Annotated in this window: 10 protein-coding genes; 3 read left to right on the top strand and 7 right to left on the bottom strand. The window is 62.8% G+C overall.

The genetic code is table 11. The annotated features are described in order from the left end of the window. Nucleotides 1–12: 12 nt before the first annotated feature. From FEZ60_RS11735 to FEZ60_RS11715, 5 genes are read right to left on the bottom strand one after another with little or no spacing between them, the layout of a single operon-like run. Nucleotides 13–1,110: an acyl-CoA dehydrogenase gene (locus tag FEZ60_RS11735; RefSeq protein ID WP_172936142.1), complete on the bottom strand. Its 1,098-nt coding sequence runs from the start codon at nucleotides 1,108–1,110 to the stop codon at nucleotides 13–15. Then, complete coding sequence (locus tag FEZ60_RS11730) at nucleotides 1,110–2,288, bottom strand: acyl-CoA dehydrogenase family protein (protein ID WP_033230964.1); 1,179 nt, start codon at nucleotides 2,286–2,288, stop codon at nucleotides 1,110–1,112. Before FEZ60_RS11730 ends, FEZ60_RS11735 begins: the two co-directional genes overlap by 1 nt. Beyond that, entirely contained in the window at nucleotides 2,285–3,067 is a 783-nt protein-coding gene (locus FEZ60_RS11725) for an enoyl-CoA hydratase-related protein (RefSeq protein ID WP_172936141.1), read from the bottom strand. Before FEZ60_RS11725 ends, FEZ60_RS11730 begins: the two co-directional genes overlap by 4 nt. Next, on the bottom strand, nucleotides 3,064–4,089 hold the full coding sequence (locus FEZ60_RS11720; protein ID WP_095886486.1) for an acyl-CoA dehydrogenase family protein: 1,026 nt from the start codon (nucleotides 4,087–4,089) through the stop codon (nucleotides 3,064–3,066). Before FEZ60_RS11720 ends, FEZ60_RS11725 begins: the two co-directional genes overlap by 4 nt. Further along, complete coding sequence (locus FEZ60_RS11715; RefSeq protein WP_045070249.1) at nucleotides 4,086–5,261, bottom strand: acyl-CoA dehydrogenase family protein; 1,176 nt, start codon at nucleotides 5,259–5,261, stop codon at nucleotides 4,086–4,088. Before FEZ60_RS11715 ends, FEZ60_RS11720 begins: the two co-directional genes overlap by 4 nt. 96 nt (nucleotides 5,262–5,357) lie before the next feature. On the opposite strand from FEZ60_RS11715, the gene FEZ60_RS33105 reads away from it, so the two are divergent. Beyond that, the gene (locus FEZ60_RS33105; RefSeq protein WP_172936140.1) at nucleotides 5,358–6,164 is read left to right on the top strand and encodes an FCD domain-containing protein; all 807 of its coding nucleotides are present in this window, start codon (nucleotides 5,358–5,360) and stop codon (nucleotides 6,162–6,164) included. Here the strand turns inward: FEZ60_RS33105 and bioD are convergent. Further along, complete coding sequence (gene bioD, locus FEZ60_RS11705; protein WP_033230968.1) at nucleotides 6,120–6,836, bottom strand: dethiobiotin synthase; 717 nt, start codon at nucleotides 6,834–6,836, stop codon at nucleotides 6,120–6,122. The two genes, FEZ60_RS33105 and bioD, sit on opposite strands and share 45 nt — an antisense overlap. Beyond that, a complete protein-coding gene (locus FEZ60_RS11700) occupies nucleotides 6,833–7,978 on the bottom strand; it encodes an 8-amino-7-oxononanoate synthase (RefSeq protein ID WP_172936230.1) in 1,146 nt (381 codons plus the stop codon). Before FEZ60_RS11700 ends, bioD begins: the two co-directional genes overlap by 4 nt. Nucleotides 7,979–8,016: 38 nt before the next feature. On the opposite strand from FEZ60_RS11700, the gene FEZ60_RS11695 reads away from it, so the two are divergent. Together FEZ60_RS11695 and glgX are read left to right on the top strand one after the other, a co-directional pair. Further along, entirely contained in the window at nucleotides 8,017–9,303 is a 1,287-nt protein-coding gene (locus tag FEZ60_RS11695; RefSeq protein ID WP_172936139.1) for an adenosylmethionine--8-amino-7-oxononanoate transaminase, read from the top strand. Between the two features lie 61 nt (nucleotides 9,304–9,364). Continuing rightward, nucleotides 9,365–11,719, top strand: coding sequence for a glycogen debranching protein GlgX (gene glgX, locus FEZ60_RS11690; RefSeq protein ID WP_172936138.1), 2,355 nt, complete (start codon nucleotides 9,365–9,367; stop codon nucleotides 11,717–11,719).

Here is an 11,719-nt window from a genome sequence, read left to right as displayed (position 1 = left end):
ACCCAGCGAAATCTACGACTCCTGAAAATACCTCTGAGCCAACCGCGTTCGGTGCGCAGCCGGAGACCCGAACAGGGAACGATTGAGCGTCGCACGTTTGAGGTAGACGTGTATCCCGCTCTCCCACGTGTAGCCCATGCCGCCGTGGAGTTGCATTGCCTTCCCGGCAATATCAACTGCCGCAGAACACGCGTACGACTTCGCCATCGCGGCTGCGACGGAAGCGTCCGACGTGTCCTGGGTTAAAGCACGCACCGCCGCCGCGACCAGAGACCTGGCAATCGTCACCTGAACGAGCATGTCCGCACACGCATGTTTGACGGCCTGAAACGAACCGATCCGACGTCCGAACTGCTCACGCACTCCGACATAGTCGACGGTCGCCTCCAACATGGCCTCGCTCAGCCCGAGGCTGTCACACGCCACTGCAACCGCAGCCCGATCACACAGTCGGGTAAGAGCATTCGACGCATCATCGCGCACACGCCACACCGATTCCGGGCCGACGACCACGCACGAGGCTGTCACGGACCCGAAGTTGCGCGTGGCATCGAGAACTTCCTGCTCCGTCACAGTCAGTCCGGCAGCCCGCGGGTCGATGTTGACAACAACGAGGTTCCCGTCAGCCTCACGTGCAGGCACAAGGTAACTGTCCGCTGCGCTCGCATCGAGCACAAAGCTCGCGTGCCCGCTCAGTTGGTAACCATCTGCATTCTGGTCGATACGGAAGGTGCTCTCCCCCAACGTTTCACCACCGAGAACAACAATCGGAGCCGCGTATCCGGCGGCGGTATCGCACAACAGCCGATCTCGTTCCGGCCGCGATTCCAGCAGATTGAGCGCGCCGACGCCAAGTGCTGCAACAGTCGCGTATCGGGTGCGTGAAGCCGTACGACCGATTTCCTGCAGGACTAGCGCGACCTCCCCGAACGTTGCGTCGGCGCCGTCGAATTCCGCCTGCACCTCGAGACCAACTGCACCGGAGCGAGCAATCAGTCCCCAGTCCACCCCCCCGTTCACCGCCTCACTACCGGACTTTGCCAGAATCTCACGCACCATTGCACGCAGCTCTGCGTGTACTTCGGCAAGTTCTGCAAGCGACGACGACATCAGTGGCCTCTCGGTTCGCGAGGGAGGCCGAGGCCGCGCTCGCCGATAATGGTGCGTTGGATTTCGCTGGTTCCACCGGGGATCGTCCATTCCCACGAGCCGATGAAGTCCAGAACCCACGCACCGGATTCCCACCCACTCGACAAAGGTTTGCGCAGCACGGTGTGCGCGGAAAGGCCCGCGATGTCGGCGCCGAAATCCGTCATCCGTTGCAGGAGTTCGCTGTAGTGCAACTTCACAATGGATGCATCCGCCGGACCAGGCCGGGGATTACCGGCAAAGTCTGCGCACAGCGCGCGCAATCCCGTCAGTTCGATCTCGAGTGACGCCAGTTCATCTGCCACCAGAGCATCGCCGCGGTGACGCGAACACAACTCCACCAGCCACCGAAACCCGCTCGAGCCCAGGCGCTCTGCAAGCTCGAGCATAGTCATCCCACGTTCGGCGCCAAGCGTTTCCTGCGCAACCTGCCATCCCTCGTTGGGCCGTCCGACCAGTTGCGACGCCGGGATGACAACGTCGTCGAGAAATATCTCGCAGAAGTGCGACTCGCCGGTGGCCTGCCGGATCGGCCGGACCTCGATTCCTGGAGTTTTCATATCCATCAGAAAGTACGAAATGCCCTGCCGCTTCGGTGCGTTCGGGTCGGTTCGAGCCAGGAGAAGGCACCAGTCCGCGTACATCGCGCCACTCGCCCACAGCTTTTGTCCCTTGACGACGTAGGCATCCCCGTCCCGTCGCGCTGTCGTCTTCAGTGCCGCCATGTCCGATCCTGCTCCCGGTTCGGAGAAACCCTGACACCAGATTTCGCCGTCGAGGATCGCCGGTAGATGACGACGCCGCTGTTCGTCCGTCCCCGCCGCAAGCAGCGTCGACGCTGCATGATGGATCGAGACGAACGGCAGCACGAGGCGCGGCGCGTCATGGGCCGCAAGCTCTTGATACAGGACGATTTGCCGCGGGGTGGACATCCCTCCGCCCCACTCCTGCGGCCAGTGCGGCACCGCCAGACCAGCAGTGCGGAGTTCCTGCATCCATGCCTTCTGGAACCGAACGAACTCCTCGTCCGACGCTCCGGTCTGCTCGGCTCGCCAGTCTGTCGGCACATGGGTGCGGCACCAGTCCCGCACGTTCTCGCGAAATTCGTCGAGCGTGCCACCAGGAGCGAGCACCGTCATCGGGTCACGGCCGTCGATCGCATGGCGCCAAGACGCTGCCGATGCTCGGGAGAGCTCATGGTGGCAACCTCCGCAGCAAAACCGGCTTGCATGGGACCACCGAGTGCCTGGGATAGGTACATGTTGACGATGCGTTTAGTCCCCTGCAATGCCTCGCGCGGCTGCGCCGCCAATCGCACAGCAAGGCGTCTCGCCTCCCCAACCAAGTCCTCGGGCGCGCAGGTTCGACTGGCAAGCCCCAACTCGACTGCCGTAGCAGCGGGGATTCGATCACCCGTGTACAAGAACTCTCGCGATCTCATGATCGGGGTGAGTAGCGGCCAGAAGGCAGCCCCGCCGTCGCCTGCAACCAGGCCGACGGCAACGTGCGGATCGGCAAGATAAGCGGTGTCCGACATCAGTACGACGTCACACAGGACAGCCACACTGCACCCGAGGCCTACCGCCGGACCGTTGACCGCGGCGATCACGGGAAGCGAAAATCTCAGCATCTCGTCGATGACTTCTGCACCCTCACGGATGCTTTCGTCCCGGGCAACCGGATCGTCGAGGAACGAAGAGATCCAGTCCAGATCGCCACCAGCACTGAAGGCTTTGCCGGCCCCGGTCAGAATCACCACAGCCGCCTCACGATCCGCGGCCAACTGTCGCCACACGTTCGCCAGAGCCCAGTGCAGAGGTTTGTTCACGGCATTGCGTTCGGCCGGTCGATTTATCGTGACAAGTCGAATCGGGCCGTCACACTCGACCGTCAGCTCTTCAGGAAGGTCGTAGGTCACAGTGTTGCCACTTCCCTTGCACCACCGATAGACGCTGCACCACCGATAGACGCTGCACCACCGATAGCTGCTGTGTCACTGATAGATGCTGTGTCACTGAATAGTCCGGTAAGGCCGCGACGGCCGATCCGCTGCGTCAATGCGCTACCCGTCGCCGACAAGCCGAGCGGTAGCCGCCGCAGTGGAAGGCTGTACCGCGAGAGCCACGACAGCGTGGTCTCGTCGCAGAAGCCACTCGCCCCGTGCAATTGATGTGCAACGCGGAACACGATCTCGGCAGCTTCGATTGCGGCCAACCGCAGCGCAAGTGCGTCGTCGAGCGCCTCACTGCTATCGGTCTGGACGCTCCACAGTGCGTACTTCGCGAGCACCTCGAGGCCACTGCGCTGCACCTGTGCATCGGTGAGTTGGAACTGCACACTCTGCAGCTTCGCGAGCGGTTGCCCGAACTGCTCGCGCAGCAACACATGTGCGCGGGTCAGGTCCATCGCCCGATCGAGCATCCCGAGTAGCGTCCAACAGGGCAACAGCAACGCCAGCGCCACATCCTTCGCTCCGTTGTCGTCGACGAAGTTCGTGTCGAACTGCGCGACGAATGCTGTTGTGCGCGGTGAGTCCTGCGACGGGCGGACGACAACGGAGCTACGACGGCCGCCCAATGTCACTGCGGCCCAGCGTAGATCGATGCCGGATACCGGGCCGGCAGGGGCGCGATCGGCAACAACGATCAACCCGTCGACGGCAAGGTCAACCGGCCTCGCCAGCCGCTCAGCCACTGGATACGGCACAGCCCAGTAGCCAGCACTGTGACACAGTGCGGCCGCCGCTTCGAGTTCGTCCCCGTCACCGCGAGGATCGAGATCCCACGCGCCGAGGTCGGCCAACACCGGTGCCACAACACTTCCCCGACGCACCGGATCCCGCTCGCCCCGCTGAATCAGTTGATCACCACCCGCAGACTCGAAGGCACGTAAGGCCGTTCGACCGTATTCGATTGCCTCGTTACTTAATTCAAGCTTCATGCGGCCGCCAGAAGTGACCGAGCAAGGAGAATTCTTTGCATCTCGATGCTTCCCGACGCCACTGTCGCGGCCTGCGAATAGCGCCAATGTTCCTCGACATCGCGGCAGAATCGTTGCGCGTCTGCGTTATCCACAACCACGCCCCCTGCAGTGTCCGACGAGTGTACAAAGGCCGCGAGTTCCGTCAGCACTTCGGCACTGTCCTGATCGAGTGTGGTCACAGCGATGCGGTATGCGGCGGCGTCGCCCGGGCGAACTGTTCCCTGGCTCTGCAACGCGACGACTTGATAGGCAAGCAGTCGAGCGCGCCGACAATGAGTCAGCATTCGCGCCCACCGGTTTCGCAATCCTTCCGGGACACTGTCCCAGCTGTCCCCGAGAACCGTTGCGGCGTCGTGCAACAGCCGTTCACAGCGCGCGTAGCGAGCGATGCCGACGCGCTCGAAGGCAAGCACTTCCTGAACCAGGCTCCAGCCTTCGTCCACCTGACCCAGCACGTTCTCTTCGGTAACCCGCACATCGTTGAAGAACACCTCGTTGAGGTGGTGCGGTCCGAGCATGGCGCGGATCGGCCTGACCTCGATATCCGGGTCGGACATCGGGACGAGAAATACCGTCAGGCCTTGCTGCCGGCGCTCACCGGTCGACGTCCGGGCAAGTAGGAAGCACCATTGCGCCATCGTGGCGTACGACGTCCAGATCTTCTGGCCGGAAATGAGCCAACCATCGCCGTCACGGCGTGCGGCAGTACGCAGCGAGGACAGATCGGAACCGGCTTCGGGCTCACTGAATCCTTGGCACCAGATGACGTCGCCTCGGGCAATCGGTGGGAGGTGCAGGCTCTGCTGCGTGCGCGTTCCGTGTCGCATGATGGTGGGCCCCACCCAGTTGACGCCCATGTATTGCGCGCCGCGCGGTTCGTGAAGCGCCCACATCTCCTCGCGAACCACCGTTTGCTCCCACACCGTGGCGCCGCGACCGCCGAACTCCTCGGGCCATGCCATGCACAGCAGTCCGCGGTCGGCAAGAATGCGGCAGAACCGCTGGGCCACATCAAGATCAGCCGGGTCATCTGTGAAGGCCCCGCGGAAATCCTCGGGAACGTGCTCCTTCACCAGCTGGCGCAGCTCACCTCGGAACGCCGTCGCGGCCTCACTCATCGTGAAGTCCATGGGAATTACATTAGTTCAATCCTAATAAGGATAGCAATACTTGGAGGTGCGAGATTCTCCGTCTAGGATTCACCCCATGAGCAAAAAGGTGCCCGTGTGAATACCGGCGGGCGCGGCCGCGTCCCGCAGCGCCGCATTGCAGAAACAGTTGCCGACGAACTTCGCGACCACATCCTCGCCGACGACAACTACCGACTCGCCACCCAGGAACAGCTGGTCAAAGACTTCGGTGTCAGCTACCCGTCCATCCGGGAAGCACTGCGCATACTCGAGACCGAGGGATTGGTGACGGTACGGCGCGGCAATGTCGGCGGCGCCGACGTGCATCGCCCCGACGAAGTTTCGGCCGCCTACCACCTTGGTCTCTCCCTTCAAGCCGCGCGAGTCACGTTGCGCGACCTCGCATCCGGCCTCCAGATGCTGGAACCCCTCTGCGCATCCGAATGTGCGAAGCGGGCGGACCGCAACCGCGTCGTAGTACCGGCACTGACCGCGTCCATCGACGCATCTGCGCGAAAGATCGGCTACGGCGTCGCCTTCACTCACGCGGCGCGCGAGTTTCACGATCTTGTCGTGTCCTTCACCCCGAATGCCACCATTCGCTATGCGGTGAGTAGCTATGTTGCCCTGTGGTCCGCGCAGGAAGAAGCCTGGGCGGAGGCACTCACCGTTCGTGGGGAGTATCCGTCAGAGGGCGAAGCGGAGGAAGCGGTTCGCACGCATCGCCGCGTAGTCGAAGAAATCGCAGCCGGACGATCAGCCGAAGCGGAGCGCCTGGCGCGCGTTCACCTCGCGGCTACCCAGTCACTTGTTCTCGAGCGCTTCGGCGAGACCGTCGTCAATGCCTCGGTTGCCATGTCACGGCAAGCAATCCACTCCAACAGGCGATCGCGACTCACCTAGACAACTTGACCCAAGTTCGCTCGACGCAACGCGAGCGAACTCCCGCGACTCCAATGAACCGCTACCAGCAGGCAGCGATCCGAGCAGCGGAACACCGGTCACCGACACAAGATCGTCGCGGTTGCACTGCTCAGCCAGCCCTGGTTCGTCCGGCCACGACCCGATCACCAGACCGGAGCACCGAACATCCCTGTGTGCCAACGCTTCCACACTGAGCGCGCAGTGGTTGAGCGTTCCCAACCCGGCAGCGGCAACGAGGACGGCAGGCGCCCCCAGTTCCGCTGCGACATCGCGCACCGTGAAGTTGCCTGCACCCAGGCGAACCAGGACTCCGCCGGCACCTTCGATCAGCGTCAGGTCGTGAGCGGCATCCAACTCTCGCGCGCAGGCCAGTACCGCGCCCATCGTGAGCATCGGAAGGCCGCTGCGCCGAGCGGCGGTGTCGGGCGCCAACGGATCGGGATACCGCGCCAATTCGGCCAGCGTGACGCCGCCGCCGGTCAGACGATCGATCTCGGCCAGATCCCCGGGTTCACCGAGTCCGACGCCGGTCTGCGCCGGCTTGAGGACAGCAACCGAGCGCCCAGACTGCAGCGCCAACGACGCCAATGCCGCCGTCACCACGGTCTTTCCGACGTCCGTCGACGTCCCCGTCACCACGAGAATGCTCATACCGCGGCCTCCGCCAGGACATTTCCGAGAATCTGACCGATCTGGTCCATCTCGGCTCGCGACAGGGAAGCGCGAGCGGTGAGTCGCAGACGCGACGTTCCTTCGGGAACCGACGGCGGCCGGAAACAACCGACGTGCAACCCCTGCCGACGACACTCGGCGGCCGCGTCGTACGCCCGTTGCGGATCACCGAGAACAACTGACACGACGGCAGATTCAGGCGTTCCGACGCCGGTGATCGCGGCCAGCTCCGACGCACGATCCAATACGTCCTTCGCGCGCGACGGCTCCCGACGAAGAACCGTCAGCGCTGCCCGTGCCGCACCCACTGCTGCGGGCGCCAGCCCCGTGTCGAAGATGAACGTTCGTGCCGAATCGATCAAATGTTCGCGAACCTTACTGTGCCCCAAGACAACCCCACCCTGACTTGCGAGGGACTTGGACAACGTTGCAGTCACCACTACGTCCGGTTCACCAGCAAGACCGACTTCGTGCACCAGACCGCGCCCACCGCTCCCCCGGACACCGATACCGTGGGCCTCGTCGACCAGCAACAATGCACCGTTTTCGCGGCAGACACCGTGCAGTTCGCGTAGCGGAGCCAGATCACCGTCGGCACTGAACACCGAATCGGTGACCACCAGCGCGCGCTCCCCGGTTCGTGACTCGAGCTGCGCCGCGACGAAGTCGATGTCGGAATGCGGAGCAACCACCACCCTCGCCCGCGAGAGACGACACGCGTCGACCAACGACGCATGCGAACCGGCGTCGGAAATGATCAACGACCCCGGCCCTGACAATGCCGTGACCGCACCGAGATTGGCGGTGTAGCCCGACGAGAAGACCAAGGCGGAATCGGACCCGACAAACTCTGCGAGCTCGAGTTCGAGTAATTCGTGTTCGGTGGTACTTCCCGTCACGAGTCGCGAACCCGTCGCACCGGCGCCCCACTTCTCCAATGCGGCCACGGCGCCGGCAATCACCTCGGGATGGCGCACCAATCCGAGGTAGTCATTGGACGCGAGGTCGATCAGCGGCGAGTCGGCAGTTCGCGGGCGCACATCACGGCGCAATCCGGCGGCGCGGCGTTCCGTTTCGACGGCAGTGAGCCAGTTCAACGAGGTAGTCACATTTCCGACCATACTTGAACGCCGTTCAAGCATGTCGCTATGGTGCAGGTGTGCACACACTCGGACAGGAATCAGCCACCGTCTCCGCGATCGACGCCGCGCACCTCTGGCATCCGTACGGAGCGTTTCCGGCAACAACCGAACCACTGGTCGTCGACAGCGCACATGGCGCCACCTTGACGTTGTCGGACGGCACCCAACTCGTCGACGGCATGAGTTCGTGGTGGGCTGCGATCCACGGCTACCGCAATCCGGTTCTCGACGCCGCCGCGGTATCCCAACTCGGCAAGATGAGTCACGTCATGTTCGGCGGACTCACTCATGAACCCGCGGCCACACTCGCAAAACTCCTCGTGGATATCACCCCGGCGGGGCTCGACAAGGTCTTTCTCTCGGACTCCGGTTCCGTCGCCGTCGAAGTTGCGGTCAAGATGTGTCTGCAGTACTGGCGCAGTCTCGGAAAACCGTCGAAGAATCGCCTGATGACGTGGCGCGGTGGATACCACGGCGATACGTTCACCCCGATGAGCGTCTGTGACCCCGACGGCGGCATGCACTCCCTCTGGACCGACGTTCTCCGCGCTCAGGTTTTTGCGGACGCACCGCCAACCGAGTATCACCCCGAGTACGTCCGGCATCTCGACGGATTGCTCGCCGCGCATCACCACGAACTGGCTGCGGTCATTGTCGAACCTGTTGTTCAGGGCGCAGGCGGTATGCGATTCCACGACCCCGCCTACCTCGTCGACCTTCGAGCGCTCTGCGACAAGTACAACGTCCTTCTGGTCTTCGACGAAATCGCGACCGGTTTCGGCCGAACCGGTGAACTGTTTGCCGCCGATCACGTCGGCGTCAGCCCAGACGTCATGTGCGTCGGCAAAGCTCTGACCGGTGGATATTTGAGCCTGGCAGCCACTTTGTGCACCACCGACATGGCCGAGGCCATCACCGCAGGCGAGGGCGGCGGCCTGATGCACGGGCCGACGTTCATGGGCAATCCACTGGCCTGCGCAATCGCAGTCGCGTCCACCGAACTCCTGCTGGCGATGGACTGGCGACGCGACGTGACGAGATTGACCGAGGGACTCGATCGAGGACTCGCGGACGCACAGTCGATCCGAGGCGTGAAGGACATCCGAGTTCTCGGCGGTATCGGAGTTCTCGAACTCGACCGTCCGGTCGACATGCGCAGCGCCACCGATGCCGCGGTCAGATCAGGTGTGTGGCTGCGCCCGTTCCGCAACCTCGTGTACACGATGCCGCCGTATCTCTGCTCCGCCCACGAGGTGGAACAGATCACAGCCGCAATGCTCGAAGTCGCCCGCAGCCAGGCCTGACAGGGTTGGAGGGAAAGCGGTCCGACAAGAGGGTGTCCGACGTGGGCGATAGGGTTCGTTCATGGAGCAGTCGCCGACAGACAAACCTGCCAGCACACCGATCGCCGTGTGGCCGGGCAGCGCATATCCCCTGGGCGCGACGTACGACGGCGCAGGGACGAACTTCTCCCTGTTCTCCGAAGTTGCCGACGCCGTCGAACTCTGCCTGATCGCCAAGGACGGAACCGAAACCCGAATCCGGATGGACGAAGTGGACGGATACGTCTGGCACGCCTATCTGCCCTCGGTATCCCCCGGTCAGCGCTACGGCTACCGGGTGCACGGTCCGTACGATCCATCTGCCGGACTGCGCTGTGACCCCAGCAAATTGTTGCTCGACCCGTACGGCAAGGCCTTTGCCGGCGACTTCGACGGTGATCGTTCGCTGTTCTCCTACGACATCGATGCGGCCGACATGGCTGAAGCGGACGACGACAACACGATTCCTGACACCGGCGAACTCGAGGAAACTGCTGCCGAAGAACCTACCGGCGAAGAAACAGGCATCGACGAAACAGTTGCCGAAGCAACCCAGGCCGAAGAAACACCCGAAGACGACACCGTCGATACCGGCGACACCGTAATCGAAGACGACGAGTTGGTCGACGAACCCTCGACAATCTCTTTCCCGCAGCATGATTCGCTCGGTCACACGATGTCTACCGTCGTGATCAATCCGTTCTTCGACTGGGCGTCGGACCGCTCACCCGGGCGCCCGTACCACGAAACCGTGATCTACGAGGCGCACGTCAAGGGCATGACGGCCGCGCACCCCGGAATTCCGGAGGAGCTGCGCGGAACCTATGCCGGACTGGCACATCCGGTGATCATCGACCACCTGACCAACCTCGGAGTTACCGCCATCGAACTGATGCCGGTACACCAATTCATGCACGATCAGGTTCTCCTCGACCAGGGACTGCGAAACTACTGGGGATACAACACCTTCGGATTCCTTGCGCCGCACACCGACTACTCGTCGGCCGCCAAACCCGATGCTGCAGTGGCAGAGTTCAAGGCGATGGTGCGCAGTTTCCATCAGGCCGGCATCGAGGTAATCCTCGATGTCGTGTACAACCACACTGCCGAGGGAAACCACATGGGGCCGACCATCAGCTTCCGCGGAATCGACAACGCCGCCTACTACCGCCTGGTCGACGGCGACGAAGCGCACTACATGGACTACACCGGAACGGGCAACAGCCTCAATGCCCGTCATCCGCACACGTTGCAACTCATCATGGACTCGCTGCGTTACTGGGTCACCGAAATGCACGTCGACGGATTCCGTTTCGACCTCGCGTCCACACTGGCCCGCGAACTGCACGACGTCGACCGACTGTCCGCGTTCTTCGATCTGGTGCAACAAGATCCGGTTGTCAGTCAGGTCAAGCTGATTGCCGAGCCGTGGGACATCGGAGAAGGCGGCTACCAGGTCGGCAACTTCCCCGGACTGTGGACCGAATGGAACGGCAAATACCGCGACACGGTTCGTGACTACTGGCGCGGCGAACCGGCAACACTCGGCGAATTCGCGTCCAGGCTCACCGGATCGTCCGATCTGTACGAGGCCACCGGTCGGCGTCCCGGCGCCAGCATCAATTTTGTCATCGCTCACGACGGTTTCACTCTCCACGACCTCGTCTCGTACAACGAGAAGCACAACGAAGCCAACGGCGAGAACAACAATGACGGCGAATCACACAATCGGTCCTGGAACTGCGGCGTCGAAGGCCCCACCGACGATCCCGAGATCCTCGAACTCCGCGCGCGCCAAAGTCGCAACATTCTTGCCACGCTGATGCTGAGCCAGGGCACCCCGATGCTCGCACACGGCGACGAGATGGGCCGAACTCAGTTGGGTAACAACAACGTCTACTGTCAGGACTCCGAACTGTCCTGGATGGACTGGTCACTGGCGGAGACCAACGCCGACCTCGTCGAGTTCACCAAACGCGCTATCGCGTTGCGCGCCAAGAACCCCGTGTTCCGGCGTCGACGGTTCTTCGAGGGTCGGCCCATCCGCAGTGGTGATCAGAGCCGTGACATCGCGTGGCTCACTCCCGCCGGCGAGGAAATGACACCGGCGGATTGGGACAGCGGTTTCGGTAAATCGTTAGCCGTGTTCCTCAACGGCGAAGCTATCCCCGAGCCGAACTACCGCGGCGAGCGCGTAGTGGGCGATTCATTCCTGTTGTGTTTCAACGCCCATTACGAAGACATGGAATTCTCCACTCCCAATGCCGACTATGCGGCGGAGTGGACGGTGGTACTCGACACCTCGATGCCCACCGGCGAAAGCGATGTGGTGATTGAAGCCGGAACGGTTCTGGGCGTCCGCGCTCGTGCATTGATGGTCCTTCGCAGAACGGCCTGA

The sequence above is a fragment of the Rhodococcus sp. MS16 genome (assembly GCF_013277795.1).
Classification (GTDB): Bacteria; Actinomycetota; Actinomycetes; order Mycobacteriales; family Mycobacteriaceae; genus Rhodococcus_F; species Rhodococcus_F globerula.
This window is presented reverse-complemented; position numbering and strand designations above follow the sequence as displayed.

Excerpts from the sequence above, each read along its gene's own strand:
- FEZ60_RS11735 (WP_172936142.1), bottom strand. The coding sequence starts at position 1,110 with ATGTCGTCGTCGCTTGCAGAACTTGCCGAAGTACACGCAGAGCTGCGT.
- FEZ60_RS11730 (WP_033230964.1), bottom strand. The coding sequence starts at position 2,288 with ATGACGGTGCTCGCTCCTGGTGGCACGCTCGACGAATTTCGCGAGAAC.
- FEZ60_RS11720 (WP_095886486.1), bottom strand. The coding sequence starts at position 4,089 with ATGAAGCTTGAATTAAGTAACGAGGCAATCGAATACGGTCGAACGGCC.
- FEZ60_RS11715 (WP_045070249.1), bottom strand. The coding sequence starts at position 5,261 with ATGGACTTCACGATGAGTGAGGCCGCGACGGCGTTCCGAGGTGAGCTG.
- bioD (WP_033230968.1), bottom strand. The coding sequence starts at position 6,836 with ATGAGCATTCTCGTGGTGACGGGGACGTCGACGGACGTCGGAAAGACC.
- FEZ60_RS11700 (WP_172936230.1), bottom strand. The coding sequence starts at position 7,978 with ATGGTCGGAAATGTGACTACCTCGTTGAACTGGCTCACTGCCGTCGAA.
- glgX (WP_172936138.1), top strand. The coding sequence starts at position 9,365 with ATGGAGCAGTCGCCGACAGACAAACCTGCCAGCACACCGATCGCCGTG.